Below are 17,847 nucleotides of genomic sequence, written 5' to 3' on the forward strand. Positions count from 1 at the left end.
AGGGTTGGTCATGAAGTTAGCCATTGTTACTGCCTGCCCGAACGGCATGGTCACCAGTGTGCTGTGCGCCCGGTTGCTCGATGCCGCGGCCCAGCGTCAGGGCTGGAGCACCAGCGTGGAGATCAGCGATTCGGCACATCCCGAACGGCAACTGTCGGCCGCCACGATCGAGGCGGCCGAGTGGGTGTTGCTGGTGACCAGCGCGCCTGTGGATATGTCGCGTTTTGTCGGTAAGCGTTTGTTCCAGAGTACCCCTGCCCAAGCGCTGCAAGACGTCGAAGCGGTATTGCGCCGTGGTGCTGAAGAGGCTCAGGTGTATGTCGCACCGCAAGCCGTGGTTGAGCCGGTGGCCGTCGTTAAAAACGCGCCGCGACTCGTTGCCGTGACGGCCTGTCCAACCGGTGTCGCCCACACTTTCATGGCCGCCGAAGCCTTGCAGCAAGCGGCCAAGCGCTTGGGCTATGACTTGCAGGTGGAAACCCAGGGTTCGGTCGGCGCACGCAATCCGCTGAGCGCCCAAGCGATTGCCGACGCCGATGTGGTGCTGCTGGCGGCGGACATCGAAGTGGCCACCGAGCGATTCGCTGGCAAGAAAATCTACCGTTGCGGCACCGGCATTGCCCTCAAGCAGGCTGAAGCGACACTCAATAAAGCATTGGCCGAAGGCAAGCAGGAAAGCGCTTCGACCGGTGCCAAGGGGCCGGTCAAACAAGAGAAGACCGGGGTCTACAAACACCTGTTGACCGGCGTGTCGTACATGTTGCCGATGGTGGTGGCAGGCGGCTTGATGATTGCCTTGTCGTTCGTATTCGGCATCACCGCCTTCAAGGAAGAGGGGACGCTGGCGGCGGCGCTGATGCAGATCGGCGGCGACACCGCGTTCAAGCTCATGGTGCCGCTGCTGGCAGGCTACATCGCTTATTCGATTGCCGACCGTCCGGGCCTGGCGCCGGGGATGATCGGCGGCCTGCTGGCCAGCACCCTGGGTGCCGGTTTTATCGGCGGGATCATTGCCGGTTTCCTCGCCGGGTACGCGGCGCAGGCGATCAATCGTTATGCGCGGTTGCCGCAGAGTCTCGAGGCGCTGAAACCGATCCTGATCATCCCCTTGCTGGCAAGCCTGTTCACTGGCCTGGTGATGATCTACGTGGTTGGCAAGCCGGTGGCGGGCATGCTCGCCGGGCTCACGCATTTCCTCGACAGCATGGGCACGACCAACGCGATTCTGCTCGGCGTGCTGCTGGGCGGCATGATGTGTGTCGACCTTGGCGGGCCGATCAACAAGGCCGCGTATGCGTTTTCGGTCGGGCTGCTGGCGTCGCAGAGTTATGCACCGATGGCGGCGACCATGGCCGCCGGCATGGTGCCGCCGATCGGCCTGGGCATCGCCACGTTCATTGCCAGGCGCAAGTTCGCCCAGACCGAACGCGAGGCGGGTAAAGCGGCCTTGGTACTGGGGCTGTGCTTTATCTCCGAAGGCGCGATTCCATTTGCCGCCAAAGACCCGCTGCGGGTGATCCCGGCGAGCATTGCCGGCGGTGCGCTGACCGGTGCGTTGTCGATGTACTTCGGCTGCAAGTTGATGGCGCCCCATGGTGGGTTGTTTGTGTTGGCGATTCCGAATGCGATCAACCATGCATTGCTGTACTTGCTGGCGATTGTGGCGGGGAGTTTGTTGACGGCGGTGGTGTATGCGCTGGTCAAGCGGCCGGAAGTGGTGGAGATGGCGGTGGAACCCGTCAACGCCTGACACTGGCCCCCTGTAGGCGCTATCAGGCTCCGGGCGTTAAATCAGATTGATCGTTCCCACGCTCTGCGTGGGAACGCAGCCCGGGACGCTCCGCGTCCCTTCCGGAGCCGAACGCGGAGCGTCCGTTGAGGCATTCCCACACAAAGCGTGGGAATGATCACTGTAGGGTCAGTAAACGTCGCGGCGGTAGCGGCCTTGTTCGATCAAGCGCTCGACTTCGGCGGTGCCCAACACATCGTTCAGCACCTGATCGACGCCTGCGGCCATCCCCTGAAGACTGCCGCAGATGTAGATCACCGCACCCTCCGCCAGCCATTTCTTCAGCTCTTCGGCCGAATCGCGCAAGCGATCCTGCACGTAGATCTTCTCGGCTTGATCACGCGAGAATGCCAGGTCCAGGCGCTGCAAGTCGCCGGAAATCAACCACTCCTCCAGCTCGTCGCGGCACAGGTAATCGTGTTCGCGATTGCGCTCACCGAACAACAACCACTGGCGTTGCTGGCCATCGGCGATGCGCGCCTTGAGCAGGCTACGCAAGCCAGCGAGTCCCGTGCCGTTGCCCAGCAGGATCATCGGCACCGGTTCATTGGGCAGGTGGAAACCGCTGTTGCGCCGCACGCGCAGGCTGATGCTGCCGCCCACGGCGGCGTGTTCGGTCAGCCAGCCGGAGCCGACGCCAAGGGTGCCATCAGGGTGCAGCTCCTGGCGCACGATCAATTCCAGGATGCCGTCGGCGGCTATCGAGGCGATGGAGTATTCGCGCATGGCCAACGGCACGAGGGCATCCACCAGGGACTGCGCATGCAGGCCGACCAAATGGCTGCGGTTCTCGGGCAGCTGCCGGCTGGCGAGGGCTTGTTCCAGCGGTTGCGACAAACCCTCGTGGGTAATCGTCGCGCGACCGTCGATCCCCAATCCTTCGAGGAAGTGCTCGATGGCCCAAGGGCAATTGCGCGGCAGCACCTCCACCAGGTCACCGGCCAGCCAGCTGTTGGTACCTGGCGCCTTCAGGCCCAGCAAGTACACCGATGAGCCGCTGCTGTCGGGGTTGAGCAATTCCCTGCGGACCAGCGTCCAGTTTTCGTAGCTCGGTGCTTGCCAGGTGCCCACAGGCGCCTGACCGGTCAACAGGCCCAGTTGCTGCTGCCAGTGACGCAAGGCATAGGGATCGCCGCTGTCGACTTCCACCGGCGCGAACAAGGTCTTGCCGCCGTGCTCGCCCAGCCACTTGTGCAGGCGCTGGGCAAACCCGCAGAAGTGTTGATACTGCCGGTCGCCGAGTCCCAGCACGGCATAGTTCAGGCTGTCGAGGCTTAACGACCGGCCCAGCACCTTGCGCTCGAAACCCCGGGCGCTGTCCGGCGCTTCGCCGTCACCGAAGGTGCTGACCACAAACAGCGCGTTGTTCGAAGCATGCAGGTCCTGCTCGCTGACATCCGCCAGTGGCTGCACCTTCACCGGCAGGCCCGCCGCCTGCAACTGGCCGGCGGTCTGCCAGGCCAATTGCTCGGCAAAGCCACTCTGGCTGGCGAAACCGATGAGCCAGGCCGGGGTGTTACTGTCGGGTTGCGCCAGGCCTTTGCGGGCGTCCTTGATCTGGCGTTTCTTGCGTCGACGATCCAGGTACAGCAGCCATCCGGTGACGAAGAACAGCGGCATGCTCAGGGCCGTGAGCGTCAGGATGATGCGCCCGACGATGCCGAAATAGCTGCCCACGTGCAGCGCGTAGATGCTGGTCAACAGCTGCGCCTTGAAACTCTTGTCGCTGTAGCGGTCATGCCGTTTGATCGCGCCGGTCACCGGGTCCAGGGTGATCTGGTTCAGCGCGCGGTCGTGGGGCGAGTTCTTCAACAGGTAGAAAACGCTTGCCGGTTGCCCGGCTACGGCCGGCATGCGGGTGTTATAGAAACTCAGGTCGGGACCGGCAGCGCTGTAGATGCTGCTCCACATCGACGAGTAGTCGACCACCGGTGCCGGACCGCTTGGCCCAGGGCCGCGTCCACCGCGAACACGTTCATTCTGTGGCGAATCGGAGAGCAGGCGTGTCAGGCCCTTGTTGTACCACTCGTAAGACCAGGACAACCCGGTCAGCGCGGCCAGGAGATAAAACACCAGGCACCAGGTGCCGGCAACCGAGTGCAAGTCCCAATTGAAGCTGCGGCCTTTTTTCTTCCAGTCGAGGGTCAGCCAGGCGCGCCAGCTTTTCCACTGGCGAGGCCAGCGCAGGTACAGGCCGGACAGGCAGAAGAACACCAGGATCAGGGTGCAGGCGCCCGTGATTTGCCGGCCGGTATCGCCCATGGCGAGGAAGCGGTGCAGTTGCAACATCAGGCCGAAGAAGCCTTGGCCGGTGGCGTCGCCCAGGAGTTCGCCGGTGTACGGGTCGACGTAACGCATGGGGCCGCGACGCTCGCCCGCTGGCGGGGTGAAGAACACTTTTGCGGCAACGTCGCTGTCGATGCCGACCGAGAGCATCGCCACTTTCATCTGCGTCGCCGCCTCGATCTTCTCCACCAGGTCAGCCGGTGGCAGCACGCCGGCGACTTGTTTCTGGACCTGCAACACGGAAGGGTTCAGCGCGTACAGGATTTCATCCTGAAACGAGACCGTCGCCCCGGTAATGCCCATCAGGGCCAGGACGAGCCCTGCGCTGATGCCAAAAAACCAGTGCAACTGGAACAGGGTTTTCTTCAACACGTCGCTCGCCTTGCTCGTTTAAAAATAGTCATCACGGCGCGCATTATGCCGTGGGTTATCGAGGAACATTCCCTTTACACACAAAAGCCCCGTTCACCTGGATGAACGGGGCCTGACCCCTGTAGGAGCTGCCGCAGGCTGCGATCTTTTGATCTTGATTTTGGGCGGTGGTGCAATCGCCGAAGATCAAAAGATCGCAGCCTGCGGCAGCTCCTACAGGTTTGTGTCCATGCTTCTGTTATCAGAAGTGGAAGTTGGTGCTCAACAAGGCAGTCCGGCCCGCCGCCTGGTTGGCGAAGTGGTTGGAGAACGCCTTGTCGTAGTAGGTAACGTCGGTCAGGTTCTGCACGTTCAGCTGCAGGTCAATGTTCTTGGTCAACTTGTACGCGGCCATCGCGTCGTAGCGCACATAGTCATTGACCATGGTGGTGTTGGCCACGTTACCGAACACGTCGTCGACATAGAACGCACCGCCACCGATGGTCAGCCTTGGCGTGACCTGGTAGGTCGTCCAAAGGCTGGCGCTGTTTTTCGGCGTGTTAGGCAGTTCGTTGCCGTCGTTGGCTTTGTTTGCCGGCAGGTCACCACCGTCGACTTGCTCGCTGTCCATGTAGGCGTAACCGGCGAAGACTTGCCATTTGTCGGTGATCTTGCCAGTGGCCGAAAGCTCGACACCCTGGACGCGGGTCTTGCCAGCGTTTTCGTATGTGGTGGTATCGACCTGGACGCGGGCGTTGTCTTTTTCGGTGCGGAAGATATCGGCAGTCAGCGACAAGCGATCGTTGAGCAGGTCCCACTTGGTACCGATTTCGTAGTTCTTGGTGGTTTCCGGCTCCATGTCGCTTTTCAGCAGGTTGCCGTTGCGATCCGGGGTGCCGCCCAGCGGGTTGCCATCCTGACCTTCGCCAAGCGTGGAGCCCGGAGGTATCGCGGACGTTGCGTAGGACGCATAGATGCTGCCGTTCTCCGCTGGTTTGTAGACCACACCGAACTGACCGGTTACGAATTCGCTGACGTCATCGCCCTTGAAGGTCGTGGTGCCTGCGGCGTTGTAGGTCTTGTAGTCGGTGTCGAAATGGTCGTAGCGCAGGCCCATGTTCACCAGCCACTGTTCGGACAATGTCAGAGTGTCGAACACGTAAAGCGCATAGGTTTTACCCGTGGTGTCGGTGCCGGCGTAGTTGCGGGTGATCGAACCGTTCCATGGATCGTTCGGGTTCGGGTTCGACAGCGAGGTGCAGTTGTAGCCGCTGGGTGCGCCGATGATTGCCGGGTTGCACGTGGTGGTGACTGGAGTGGTCCCTGGCGTGGTGTCGGTGTTGACGGTATATGAGGACTTCTTGCTTTCCTCGCGGCTCAACTCGATACCGGTCGCGAAGCTGTTCTTGAAGCCTGCGATGTAGACATCACCAAACAGGTCGGTCTGGTTGGTCGTCGTATCGGTGTTGCTGACGCGGGTGTTGGCCCGACGCCACACGGTACCGTTGTTGACGTTGCCCTTGCTGTCGTCCGGCTGGGTCAGGATGTAGTCCTGCATGCTGCTGCCGTGGCGCAGGGTGTTCTTGACGGTCAACGCGTCGTTCAGGTCGTGCTCGATGGCGATGGTCGCGGTGTCGGTACGACCCTTGCGGAAGTCACGATCGGTCAGGCCGTAGAAGTTGCTGCTATCGCCGCCGGCATAGGGCTTGTCCGGATTGGACTTGGTGCGGGCAGCCGAGCCACCGGCCGGGATGGTGTAGGGAATACCCGAATCTGGCGTGTCGTTGCTTTCCAGATGGTAGTAGTCAAGGTTGACACGGGTGTCGGTGCCCAGGCCGAAGGCCAGAGAAGGCGCGACGCCCCAGCGATCGTAGTCGACGCTTTCGCGACCGGCGACATTGCTTTCGTGACTCATCAGGTTCAGGCGACCGGCAATGGTGTCGGAGAACTGGTAGTTGCCGTCCATGGTGTAACGCTGGGTCTGGTCCGAACCCCAGGTAAAGCCACCGTCGAACGAGTCGCCCAGATGCGCTTTCTTGCTCACCAGGTTGATGCTGCCACCGGCAGCGCCGCGACCGCCAATGGCGGAGTTAGGGCCCTTGCTGACTTCGATCGATTCAACGGCAAAGATCTCACGGCTCTGCGAACCGGTATCGCGCACGCCGTCCAGGTAGGTATCGCCCTGGGCATCGAAACCGCGGATGAACGGACGGTCGCCCTGAGGGTTGCCACCTTCACCGGCACCGAAGGTGATGCCCGGGACGGTACGCAGTGCGTCCTGCATGTTCAGGGCGCCGGTGTCCTTGAGGACTTGTTGCGGGATGACAGTGATCGAGCGCGGAGTGTCTACCAGGGGCGCGGTGTACTTGGGCGAGGAGGCTTTTTCGACGTTGTAGGAGGTCTCATCCTGGGCTTCGCCGGTGATCGCGGTTGCGCCGAGGGAAATCGTGTTGCTCGGTGCCTGCTCGTTGGTTTTTTCCGCCGCGAAAACCATTTGGCCCGCAGAGCCGGCAGTGATCGCCACGCCAATTGCAGAAGCGAGTAAACGCGGTGAACTGACCGGTAGTTGTGGTTGTTGGCGTGACATTTTTATTCCCCTCCCCAAGGATTTGAGGCGGCGGAATATAGTGTAAACACGTATTTGTATCAATTGCGAAAAATTACTATTCGCACTGAATTTACAATCTTTACAATTTAGCCTTACGGTTTTTACTGTTTCGTTCGTCTCGCGGGTTTTACAAGGGCAATAAGAATCAATACCATTGGCATCCCTTTGCTTTCTGGTGCTTGCCCCATGCTGCTGCACATTCCCGGCCTGTTCGAAAAAGAAGAAGTGCAGCGCATTCGCGAGGCTCTGCAACAGGCCGATTGGGCTGATGGCAAGATCACGGCCGGGTACCAGTCGGCCAAGGCCAAGCACAATCTGCAGTTGCCGGAAGGCCACCCGCTGGCCAAGGAAATCGGCGCGGCCATGCTGGAGCGGCTGTGGAAAAACCCGCAGTTCATGTCAGCAGCGTTACCGCACAAGGTGTTTCCTCCGTTACTGAACTGTTACACGGCTGGCGGCAGTTTCGATTTCCACATCGACAACGCGGTGCGTCAGCCCAAGGGCAGTATCGAACGGGTGCGCACCGACCTCTCGGCCACTTTGTTCTTCAGCGAACCTGAGGATTACGACGGCGGGGAGCTGGAAATCCAGGACACCTACGGCACCCAGCGGGTGAAGTTGCCGGCGGGTGACATGGTGCTGTACCCCGGCACCAGCCTGCACAAGGTCAACGCCGTCACCCGTGGTACGCGCTACGCCTCGTTTTTCTGGACCCAGAGCCTGGTGCGCGAAGACAGCCAGCGTGCGCTGCTGTTCGAGATGGACGGGGCGATCCGGCAGTTGACCCAGGACGTGCCGGATCACCCGTCATTGATCCGCCTGACGGGCACGTATCACAACCTGTTGCGCCGTTGGGTCGAGGTATGAGTTTTCAATTGCGCCGCCAAGAGGTACTCGATGGAGACCGTCTCAAAGCCATGCTCGACGAAAGCCCGGCCCGTGCGGCCCAGGCGATCGTAGCAGCAGCCCGCGAGGGGCTTGTCGATGCCCAGGCGCTGCTTGGGCAGATCCTGCTGGACGGAAATGGAATCGCCCAGGATCAACCGCTGGCGTTGCGCTGGTTCGACATCGCCGCCCGACAAGGGCACCTGATGGCCCGCAACATGCTGGGGCGATGTCACGAACACGGCTGGGGGTGTGTGGCCGATGCAGCGGCGGCTGCCCGGCATTATCGAATCGCCGCAGAAGCGGGGCTGGATTGGGCGATGTACAACTACGCCAATCTGCTGGCGACCGGGCGTGGGGTGGCTGAGGATCAATCGTCGGCGCTGAACCTGTATCGCCGCGCTGCCGAGCTTGGCCACGCGAAATCGATGAACCTGCTGGGACGCTATCTGGAAGAGGGGCGTGTTTGCCCGGCAGATCCCCAAGCGGCTCGGGACTGGTATCGGCGCTCGGCAGAGGGAGGGGATTTTCGTGGGCAGTTCAGTTTTGCGGCGGTGTTGGCCGCAGAGGGGAGTATCGATACTGCATTGGTCTGGCTACGCAAGGCATTGGCCAATGGCAATCTGAACTTTCTTCGGGTGGCAAGCCAGGCGCTCATGGGCGCAACCGAGCCCCGGATTCACGCAATGGCCGACGACTACGCCAAACGTTGCGCCGAACTGTAGGCACACCTGAAGACAGATCGTTCCCACGCAGAGCGTGGGAACGATCAGGTACAAAAAATTTCAGGCACAAAAAAGCCCATGACTCGTCATGGGCTTTTTGATTTCGGCGTGTAGCGCTTACACGTAGAACGACTTCAACGGCGGGAAGCCATTGAATTCAACCGCGCTGTAGCTGGTGGTGTAGGCGCCGGTCGACAGCCAGTACAGGCGATCACCGATCGCCAGGTTCAGCGGCAGGCCGTACTTGTAGTTTTCGTACATGATGTCGGCGCTGTCGCAGGTTGGGCCGGCGATGACGACTTCTTCCATCTCGCCTTTCTTTTCGGTCCAGATCGGGAACTTGATGGCTTCGTCCATGGTTTCGATCAGGCCGGAGAACTTGCCCACGTCCGTGTATACCCAACGCTCGACGGCGGTGCGGGATTTACGGGCGACCAACACCACTTCGCTGACCAGGATGCCGGCGTTGGCGATCAGGGAGCGGCCTGGTTCCAGGATGATTTCCGGCAGGTCGTCGCCGAAGTCTTCCTTGAGGAAGCGAATGATTTCTTCGGCGTAGGTTTCCAGGCTGTTGGTGCGGGTGATGTAGTTGGCCGGGAAGCCACCGCCCATGTTGATCAGCTTCAGTACGATGCCGTCTTCTTCCTTCAGGCGTTCGAAGATCACCTTGACCTTGGCGATCGCGGCGTCCCAGACGCTGATATCGCGCTGCTGCGAGCCTACGTGGAAGGAGATGCCGTACGGCACCAGGCCCAGGTCACGGGCCAGGATCAGCAAGTCCATGGCCATGTCGGTCTGGCAGCCGAATTTGCGCGACAGAGGCCAGTCGGCGGTGGTCGAGCCTTCGGTCAGGATGCGTACGTAGACTTTCGAGCCCGGTGCGGCCTTGGCGATGTTGCGCAAGTCGGCTTCGGAGTCGGTGGCATACAGGCGCACGCCCTTCTCGAAGAAGTAGCGGATGTCCTTGGATTTCTTGATGGTGTTGCCGTAGCTGATCTGATCGGCGCTGACGCCGCGGCTCAGCACTTTGTCCAGCTCGTAGATCGAGGCGATGTCGAAGCTCGAGCCTTTCTCTTTGAGCAAGTCGATGATTTCCACCGCCGGGTTTGCCTTGACCGCGTAGTAGACCTTGGCGAATTCGAAACCGGCGCGCAGGTCATCGTAGGCCTGGCTGATCATCGCGGTGTCGATCACCACGAACGGGGTTTCTTGCTTGTCGGCGAACGCCTTCATTTTCTGGAAGGTTTCACGCGCGAAATAGTCTTCGACCTGGATCGACATGCTGGGAACTCCTACTGGCAAACTGAAATTATCAATGGGTGCAAATGAACGTCCTCCGTATCCCCACTTTGGTTCGCCTACTTCCCAAGGCATGTCGCCGAAAGCAAAAAGGCCATGGGAAGCGCTGCTTTCCCTTGGCCTTGCTGTCTCGTCGTCAGTACTTGAGCCGGATGGATCGTTTCCAGCATGGACGTTCGGCGCGAACTTTAGGGCGTGAGGGGCTTGAGATCAACAAAAAATGTCGCGTTTTTGCACGCATCCGTCGTAAGGCAGCCTACAGCTACCTGTGTAACCGACAGGGATGACGGATTGATGTTCCCCCAGGAGGGAGATTTGAAAGGAATTCGAACGGTTTTTGTGGCGAGTGAGCAAGCTCCTTCACCACAAAAACTTTGTTTCGGTGGAAAAGTCAGCAGTAAAGTGACTACATGTGTTGGGTTGCTGGCTTGGTGATTTTTAAAACTAGATTTGATTAAACTGCATTGACAGCAAATGTCGTGGTTGCTTTCAGGTTTGGATAGTTATGCACTGTTGCAGTTACTGTTACGTTGTAGCTTCTCTGTACACTAGGCAAATGGATTCTTGCGAATTGAGTGCCAGTTTTAATGGCAGTCATATTGGAATCCGGCTGCGATGATACTTCCCAGTTGATAAACTCATTGGGGAATGTACTTCCGTTTGGGCCGTGCACGCTCACGCCGGTGTTAGCATTGAGGGGGTTTCCGGTTTTTATAGGCTGTGTAGGGATGCCGCTAATTCTGATTTCATTCGGCACGTTTTTCACACTTTCAGTTGTTTCAGTTTTCATTAATCTAATCCTTGATTCGAAAAAGTTATTGGTCACTCGAGCAAGCTGTTGTGATTCAGATATTTTGTTTGAATCCGGACTGATGGTGTCACGAGTCGAAAGGTGTTGAAACTATCTGAAGTGTTAGTTTTAAGAGTTAAAAAGAATGGAAATTGTGTTTTTGTGAGAGTTTTCTATTTCTAATAGGGGGCAGCTCCTAAAATATAAAGCAGCCTATTACCCCCCTCCATCGGTTGAACGCGGTCGGTTGAAGCAGGCTATCAGGCCGACACAGTTTCGGCCGGCGAAACGATTTGGGTCTTGCCGCCACGTGACTTGCCGGAGCTCAGATACTCGGCAATCGATTCTTGCGTCACCTCGCCCAGAAACACTCGTTCGGCATCCATCACCGGTAGCCACGCTCGATTGAACTCATACATGCGCGACAGCAGGATACGCAAATGCTCGTCGTAGGCCGCCGTAGCGTTGAACTCGCGCAAGTACTGCGCGCAGGCACCGGTCTGACGGTGCAGGTCGCGGCGTCGTACATAACCCAGCGCCTTGTTCTCACCGTCGGTGACCACGACATAACGCCGGTCATGCTCGTCCATCAGTTCCAGCGCCTCGGCCACCAAGGTCTCCGGGCTGACGGACGGGGCGTTATCCGCCGCGTCTTCAGCCTTGACCAGCAACAAGCGCTTGAGAGTGCTGTCCTGGCCGACGAAGTTGCTGACAAAGTCGTCAGCCGGGTGGGCCAGCAGGGTATCCGGGTGGTCAATCTGCAGCAATTTGCCGGCACGGAAGATCGCGATCTTGTCGCCGAGCTTGATGGCTTCGTCGATGTCGTGGCTGACCATGATCACGGTCTTGTTCAGCGCCCGCTGCATCTCGAAGAATTCGTTCTGGATCATTTCGCGGTTGATCGGGTCGACTGCGCCGAACGGTTCGTCCATCAGCAACAGCGGTGCATCAGCGGCCAGCGCGCGAATCACGCCGATCCTCTGTTGCTGGCCACCGGACAATTCCCGAGGGTAGCGATGCAGGTATTGCTTGGGTTCGAGCTTGATCATGCTCATCAACTCGCGGGCGCGGTCGTGGCATTTCTGTTTGTCCCAGCCGAGCAGTTTCGGCACCACCACGATGTTCTCCTCGATGGTCATGTTCGGGAACAGACCGATCTGCTGGATCACATAGCCGATGTTACGGCGCAGGGTCACTGCGTCGAGACCGGTGGTGTCTTCGCCATTGATCAGGATCTTGCCCGAGGTCGGTGTGATCAGGCGGTTGATCATCTTCAGCGTGGTGCTTTTGCCGCAACCCGAAGGCCCGAGGAACACGCAAATCTCGCCTTCATTGACGGTCAGGCTCACCGAGTCCACGGCTTTCACGTCTTTGCCGTTGCTTTGGAAGGTCTTGCTGAGGTTTTGAAGTTCGATCATTTGAGCAGTCCTTTAGGAGTCAGCGAGCGTTGCAGCCATTGCAGGAGCAGGTCGGCGAAGATGGCCAGCAGGCTGACCAGCACTGCGCCGACAATCAGCATCGACATGTCGCTGCGGCTGATGGAAGCGAGGATGAGCACGCCGAGGCCACCGGCGCCGATGGTCGCGGCAATGGTCATCACACCGATGTTCATGACCACGGCTGTGCGCACGCCGGCAAGGATCACCGGCACGGCAATCGGCAGTTCAACCATGCGCAGGCGCTGGCCGAAGGTCATGCCGATACCGCGCGCGGCTTCGCGGATGCCCGGTTCGACGTTGGTCAGGGCCAGGTAGGTGTTGCGCATGATGGGCAGCAGCGAATACAGGAACACCGCGGTGATGGCCGGCATCGGGCCCAGGCCCTGGCCGAATTTCGAGTAGAACGGCAGCAGCAGGCCGAACAGGGCAATCGATGGTACGGTCAGCAGCACGGTGGCGCTGGCCTGCAGCGGCCCGGCGAGCGTCGGAAAGCGCGTCATCAGGACGCCCAGCGGCACGCCGACCACGATCGCCAAAGTCACGGCGATGCCGACCAGGGTGATGTGTTGCCCGGTCAGGTGCAGTACCTGTGCCCAGTCGAGGTGGGAAAAGGCGTTGATAAATTCCATGGCTTTTCCTCCTTATTTGATTGGATGCTGGCGCAGGAAATCTGCGGCAACGGACGAAGGGCTTTCGTGATCGACATCGACCCGCGCGTTGAGCTGGCGCATGGTTTCGTCATCGAACAGTTCGGCCAGCGGCTTGATCTCTTGCGCCAGTTGCGGATGGGCATCGAGGTAATCCTGACGCACCACTGGCGCAGCGGTGTAGTCCGGGAAGTAGTGCTTGTCGTCTTCAAGCAACTTGAGCTTGAAGGCGTTCAGGCGACCGTCGGTGGTGTAGACCAGGCCGGCGAACACCTGGCCATTGCGCAGGGCGGTGTAGACCAGCCCGGCATCCATCTGGCGGATGTTTTTGCGGGTCAGGTTCATGCCGTAGAGGTCGACCATGCCGTCCAGACCGTCGGAACGGTTGGCGAACTCGGTGTCCAGCGCGACAAGGTGATTGGTTTTCGCCTCAGCCTGCATCACGGTGTTCAGTTCGCTGATGGAGTTGATCTGCGGGTAGGCCTTTGCGGTTTTTTCCGGCAGCGCCAATGCGTATGTGTTGCTGAACTTCGACGGAGTGAGCCAGATCAGGCCTTTTTTCGCGTCGAGTTCTTTCACCTTGGTGTAGGACTGTGCGCTGTCGAGTTTTTCGGTGACATGGTTGTAGGCCACCAGCGACACGCCGGTGTATTCCCACATCAGATCCAGTTGGCCACTTTCCTGGGCGCTGCGGGCCAGGTTACTGCCCAATCCACCGGTCACCCGGGTGTCATAACCCTTGGCGCGCAGGTATTGAGAGGTGATTTCCGCGAGCAGGGTTTGCTCGGTGAATACCCGGGCGCCGATGCGGATAACGGGTTTATCCGCGGCTTGGGCAAATCCTGCGAACAGCAGCATGCAGCCTAGTAAAAAGCTTGATGTTTTCATGATGATTCCTTTGCCGGGGCTTAAGACGGGCGCAAACCGCGTTCGAGCCAGAGACGGCTGGCGAGTGTCACCAGGCCGTCGAGCAGCAACGCCAGCAGGGCGGTGCAGGCCGCACCCAGCAGCAGTTGCGGCTGGTTGTTCAGGGCGATGCCTGGGAAGATCAGGCTGCCCAGGCTGTTGGCACCGATCAGGAACGCCAGCGGCGCCGTCCCGACGTTGATCGCCAAGGCGACGCGCACGCCGCCGATGATGATCGGCACGGCATTGGGCAGTTCGACCCGCCACAGCACCTGAGACGGGGTCATGCCGATGCCGACGGCCGCTTCCTTGAGCGAACCCTGAACATTTTTCAGGCCTTCGTAGGTGTTGCGCACGATCGGCAACAATGAAGCGAGGAACAGGGCGAATATCGCGGGGCCGCTGCCGATGCCAAGGACGCCCAGGGCAATGGCCAGTACGGCGAGAGGTGGCACGGTGTTGCCGATGTTGAAGACCTGCATGAAGCATTCGGCGCGTCCAACCATGGTCGGGCGGCTGAGGAAGATGCCGGCAGGAATGCCCACAATGAGGGCGGCCAGCATGGAAGCGAGGACGAGAATCAGATGAGCTTGCAGGTAAAACAACAAATCGTCGCGGTAGTGTTCGATCGTGTTGATGCCGATCCAGTGGACCAGCAGGGCCAGAAGGGCGATTACCAGCGCGCCTCCTATCAGCCCTTTGCCATAGCGAATAGCCACAGGCGGACTCCTTTTTTTCAGTCGGCGAACACTTTCTCGTGTGGCAACGCCATTCCTGGCTGCCGAAAAAATGATCGCGAGAAGCAGCTCATGCCGGGCGCGGTCCCCTGTAGGAGCGAGCATGCTCGCGAAAAACCTTCAGACAACGCGTACATTCAGGTACCCAGCGTTATCGTTAACGTCCATCGCGAGCTTGCTCGCTCCTACAGGGGGAGGCGTACGGCTATTGAGCCATGAGCACAGCCTCGTCAGGCCGCTTTGCAGGTGTTTCAAGCCCCCGACGAGTGGTCGTTACGGGGGAGTGGACGTCTCCGTGTATTGAAAGGTTCCCATCTGAAGCAGCATTTGGCCACCCCTAATGTGCTCAATGGTTCGGATATTCAATCAAGTTGGGCTATAATCTGCGCCCTTTTTTGAATCACCTGCCAGGCGATTTCCCATGACCAAACAGGCCGCCGAAGTCGCGAAACGCCGCACTTTCGCCATTATTTCCCACCCTGACATTACCCTCTGAGTCAGGCTAAGACAGCCCCCGCCATATTCACAAATAATCTACTGATTTCATTGATGAAATCAGGCCAGGTCGCGACAATCTGAGACATCCGAAGACAAGCTGAGCCACGCGATCTGTGTACATGACCGCGTACACAAAACAGCATTTCGGAACCTCCAGAAAATTATGTACGCAGTCCGGAGAAGCCCATGGCGATCTCAGACACCTGGCTGAAAGCCCATAGCGGCAAACCCCACGCCACACGCGAAGAGAAGGCCGACCGCGAGGCCTTAAGTGTGCGCGTGACGCCCAAGGGCAAGATCACCTTTCAGCTGCGCTTTCGCTATGACGGTCGTCCTTGCCGTCTTGATCTCGGCACGTATCCGTTGATGTCGCTCAAGGAGGCGCGCGCAGAAACGCAGCGCCTGCGCGCCCAGCTGGAGCAGGGGCATGACCCTCGGGTGGTGAAGCAGCTGGAGAAGCAGGCGATCCTCCAGGCCGACTCCGTTGAGTCCTTGTTCCGCCAGTGGTACGCGGCGTACTGCAAAGGCAACAAGAAGGGGCATCACGAAATCCTGCGTTCCTTCGAAATCCATGTGTTTCCGAAGATCGGCAAGCTCCCGGCTGGGAAAGTCACCCTGCACGAATGGCTGGCACTTCTTGAGGGGCAGGCCAAAGCAAGGCCGGGCATCGCCGAGCGCATCCTGGTCAATGCCAAGCAGATGCTGAAATGGGGTGTGAAGCGCCAGTTGATCCCCGCGCACCCGCTATCGGATATCAACGCCAAGGAAGACTTGCAGATCAAAAAAATCGCCGGTTCGCGCTCCCTTTCCGATGAGGAAGTCAGGCTGGTGTGGAAAGCCATGGAGCAATCGCGCATGGCGACCAAGAATAAGCTTTTTCTGAAGCTTTGCCTGATCTACGGCTGCCGCAACAGTGAGCTGCGCCTGAGCGAAAAAAGCCATTTCGACTTTGCCAAGAAGGTCTGGACGGTGCCCACGGAGAACCACAAGCTCGGTAAGGCATCAGGCAAGCCGCTTCTGCGCCCGATCACCCCGGAGACCGAAGCACTAATCAAGCAGGCTATGGCGCTCAGTACCGAGGGCAAACACCTGTTCACGAATAGTGGAACGAGCAAGCCGATGGGAATAGGAGCTCCCTTGCAGTTGCCCTACAACATCATGCAGTGGCTGCGGCGGCATCAGAAATACGAAATGCAGCACTGGTCGGTTCACGATTTGCGCAAGACGGCACGGACGAATTTCTCGACCCTTACCGAACCTCATATCGCCGAAATCATGCTCGGACACAAGCTGCCGGGGAGCTGGCAGGTTTACGACCAATACGACTATCTGGCTGAGCAGAAAGAGGCCTACAGCGCTTGGTGCCAGCGCTTGAAAAGTCTCGTCGAAAGCGGTCCGGCCACCCTACCCATGGCTCTGGAATCGGCCTAGGATCGGGCAAGGATCGGGCAAGGATCGTAATTGTTTAGTGCCTTTCTTCTTCCCGCGAGAGGTAAAGATCATGACTAACGTAAGTCTTCTGAAAATAGCTGCTCTGGGCTCTCTACTAGCCAGCAGTACCATCGCAGGCACAGCCATTGCTGATTACGACATTCTCACCCGCGAGCAAAGCGCGGAAGGTCTCTTTAAAGAACCTACTTGTGATTACGAAGTCCGTATTAAGAGAGCCTTGTCCACGCTATTAGGTGAACAACCGACCGGCATTACGGCATCGAATAGCAAATGGGATATGGAGCTTTATGCGAACCCGACTGATGGTAACTGGACCTTAGTTGGAAAAAGCAAAGAACTCACGACATCCAGCATTAAAAAACTTTGCCAGTTGGCAAGGGGCCTGCCAGACAATCCATATACGCAGGAAGTCTGGTTCAGGAAATACTTCCAGGGCACACCCTGAGCAAGCACCGGTTCACGACCTGCGCAAGACCGCGCGCCCCAATTTCTCGACCCTTACAGAGCCCCATTTCGCCGAAATCATGCTCGGCCACAAGCTGCCGGGCAGTTGGCAGGTCTATGACCAGTACGACTATCTGGCCGAACAGAAAGAGGCCTACAGCGCCTGAAAAGCCTTGCGGAATAGCGTTCTAGGTGCCTTTTCAAAGCCCTGGAATCGGCCTAGGATCGGGCAGGGGCTGAAATTATACCCTTGACGGAATATTCACTTAAGGATATATTTAATCATGGCGTGGCATATCGAATTTTGTGACGAATTTGAGCCGGAATTCGAGGCCATGGCTGAGGCGGTTCAGGACGAACTGTTGGCGCAGCTCAAGGTACTTGAGCGATTTGGCCCGGAGCTGGGGCGACCCCACGTGGATACGCTCAACGGCTCGAAGTACGCCAATATGAAAGAGCTGCGCTTCAAGGCTGATGATGGGGTCTGGCGCGTGGCCTTCGCGTTCGATCCCGAAAGGAAGGCCGTCGTACTGGTCGGTGGTGACAAGTCAGGCGGCAGCGAGAAGAAGTTCTACAGGGCTTTAATCAAGAGCGCAGATGCCCGCTTCGACCGGCACCTGAGCACATTGAAGAAAGGGTAAGTCAATGGCTAAGTCACTCGACCAGGTTATGAAAGGGCTTCCCGCTGCGCGCAGGCAGAAAATCGAGCAGCGCGGCGCAGAGCTCATCCAGGAGCAGATGACCTTGCAGGAGTTACGCAAGGGGTTAAACCTTACACAAGAGGCGATGGCCGATCTTCTCGATATAAAACAAGGAAACGTCTCCAAAGTGGAGAAACGCACCGACATGCTGATCTCCACGCTGCGCGAGTACGTCGAAGCCATGGGGGGAACGCTAGAGCTGGTAGCCCGCCTTCCAGGACGCTCCCCCGTGAAGCTTGAAGGTTTCCGCGACCTGAACGCGGACTGTAAGTAAAAAAGGCCATCCATAC

General features: G+C 58.8%; 15 protein-coding genes and 1 pseudogene. 8 read left to right on the plus strand and 8 right to left on the minus strand.

Going from position 1 to position 17,847, the window contains the following annotated elements; all coding sequences use genetic code 11:
- The first annotated feature begins 10 nt into the window (after nucleotides 1-10).
- The gene (locus PG5_RS07740; protein WP_020796551.1) at nucleotides 11-1,750 is read left to right on the plus strand and encodes a PTS fructose-like transporter subunit IIB; all 1,740 of its coding nucleotides are present in this window, start codon (nucleotides 11-13) and stop codon (nucleotides 1,748-1,750) included.
- A 168-nt stretch (nucleotides 1,751-1,918) separates the two neighbouring features.
- Here the strand turns inward: PG5_RS07740 and PG5_RS07745 are convergent, their stop codons facing one another.
- Nucleotides 1,919-4,447 (minus strand): sulfite reductase flavoprotein subunit alpha, encoded by a 2,529-nt coding sequence (locus PG5_RS07745; RefSeq protein WP_020796552.1) that lies wholly within the window; start codon nucleotides 4,445-4,447, stop codon nucleotides 1,919-1,921.
- A 241-nt stretch (nucleotides 4,448-4,688) separates the two neighbouring features.
- On the minus strand, nucleotides 4,689-7,013 hold the full coding sequence (locus tag PG5_RS07750) for a TonB-dependent siderophore receptor (protein WP_020796553.1): 2,325 nt from the start codon (nucleotides 7,011-7,013) through the stop codon (nucleotides 4,689-4,691).
- Between the two features lie 207 nt (nucleotides 7,014-7,220).
- Here PG5_RS07750 and PG5_RS07755 point away from each other — a divergent pair, with 207 nt between their 5' ends.
- Together PG5_RS07755 and PG5_RS07760 are read left to right on the plus strand one after the other, a co-directional pair.
- Nucleotides 7,221-7,901, plus strand: coding sequence for a Fe2+-dependent dioxygenase (locus tag PG5_RS07755; protein WP_008057456.1), 681 nt, complete (start codon nucleotides 7,221-7,223; stop codon nucleotides 7,899-7,901).
- Entirely contained in the window at nucleotides 7,898-8,644 is a 747-nt protein-coding gene (locus PG5_RS07760; protein WP_020796554.1) for a tetratricopeptide repeat protein, read from the plus strand. Before PG5_RS07755 ends, PG5_RS07760 begins: the two co-directional genes overlap by 4 nt.
- A gap of 117 nt (nucleotides 8,645-8,761) precedes the next feature.
- Here PG5_RS07760 and PG5_RS07765 read toward each other — a convergent pair whose 3' ends face one another.
- The 6 genes from PG5_RS07765 to PG5_RS07785 all read right to left on the minus strand — a co-directional run bounded on the left by PG5_RS07765 (nucleotide 8,762) and on the right by PG5_RS07785 (nucleotide 14,444).
- Nucleotides 8,762-9,925: a type III PLP-dependent enzyme gene (locus PG5_RS07765; protein WP_020796555.1), complete on the minus strand. Its 1,164-nt coding sequence runs from the start codon at nucleotides 9,923-9,925 to the stop codon at nucleotides 8,762-8,764.
- A 472-nt stretch (nucleotides 9,926-10,397) separates the two neighbouring features.
- Nucleotides 10,398-10,733 (minus strand): hypothetical protein, encoded by a 336-nt coding sequence (locus PG5_RS34135; protein ID WP_155943712.1) that lies wholly within the window; start codon nucleotides 10,731-10,733, stop codon nucleotides 10,398-10,400.
- A 260-nt stretch (nucleotides 10,734-10,993) separates the two neighbouring features.
- Nucleotides 10,994-12,151 (minus strand): betaine/proline/choline family ABC transporter ATP-binding protein, encoded by a 1,158-nt coding sequence (locus tag PG5_RS07770; protein ID WP_020796557.1) that lies wholly within the window; start codon nucleotides 12,149-12,151, stop codon nucleotides 10,994-10,996.
- The gene (locus PG5_RS07775) at nucleotides 12,148-12,801 is read right to left on the minus strand and encodes an ABC transporter permease (RefSeq protein WP_020796558.1); all 654 of its coding nucleotides are present in this window, start codon (nucleotides 12,799-12,801) and stop codon (nucleotides 12,148-12,150) included. The genes PG5_RS07770 and PG5_RS07775 overlap by 4 nt, the downstream gene beginning before the upstream one ends.
- Before the next feature lie 12 nt (nucleotides 12,802-12,813).
- Nucleotides 12,814-13,707 (minus strand): glycine betaine ABC transporter substrate-binding protein, encoded by an 894-nt coding sequence (locus PG5_RS07780; protein WP_020796559.1) that lies wholly within the window; start codon nucleotides 13,705-13,707, stop codon nucleotides 12,814-12,816.
- A 20-nt stretch (nucleotides 13,708-13,727) separates the two neighbouring features.
- Entirely contained in the window at nucleotides 13,728-14,444 is a 717-nt protein-coding gene (locus PG5_RS07785) for an ABC transporter permease (protein ID WP_020796560.1), read from the minus strand.
- Between the two features lie 439 nt (nucleotides 14,445-14,883).
- Here PG5_RS07785 and PG5_RS35270 point away from each other — a divergent pair.
- From PG5_RS35270 to PG5_RS07805, 5 genes and pseudogenes are all read left to right on the plus strand, one after another.
- Nucleotides 14,884-14,946: pseudogene (locus PG5_RS35270) on the plus strand (hypothetical protein); the annotation flags it as partial.
- Between the two features lie 200 nt (nucleotides 14,947-15,146).
- A complete protein-coding gene (locus tag PG5_RS07790) occupies nucleotides 15,147-16,391 on the plus strand; it encodes a site-specific integrase (protein ID WP_020796561.1) in 1,245 nt (414 codons plus the stop codon).
- Nucleotides 16,392-16,461: 70 nt separating this feature from the next.
- Nucleotides 16,462-16,857 carry a hypothetical protein gene (locus PG5_RS34140; protein WP_155943713.1) on the plus strand — a complete coding sequence of 132 codons (396 nt, stop codon included), beginning with the start codon at nucleotides 16,462-16,464 and terminating at the stop codon, nucleotides 16,855-16,857.
- Nucleotides 16,858-17,140: 283 nt separating this feature from the next.
- The gene (locus tag PG5_RS07800; RefSeq protein WP_020796563.1) at nucleotides 17,141-17,497 is read left to right on the plus strand and encodes a type II toxin-antitoxin system RelE/ParE family toxin; all 357 of its coding nucleotides are present in this window, start codon (nucleotides 17,141-17,143) and stop codon (nucleotides 17,495-17,497) included.
- A 4-nt stretch (nucleotides 17,498-17,501) separates the two neighbouring features.
- On the plus strand, nucleotides 17,502-17,831 hold the full coding sequence (locus PG5_RS07805) for an XRE family transcriptional regulator (RefSeq protein ID WP_042955276.1): 330 nt from the start codon (nucleotides 17,502-17,504) through the stop codon (nucleotides 17,829-17,831).
- Nucleotides 17,832-17,847: the final 16 nt, after the last annotated feature.

This window comes from Pseudomonas sp. G5(2012) (assembly GCF_000408945.1).
In the GTDB taxonomy this organism is placed as follows: domain Bacteria; phylum Pseudomonadota; class Gammaproteobacteria; order Pseudomonadales; family Pseudomonadaceae; genus Aquipseudomonas; species Aquipseudomonas umsongensis.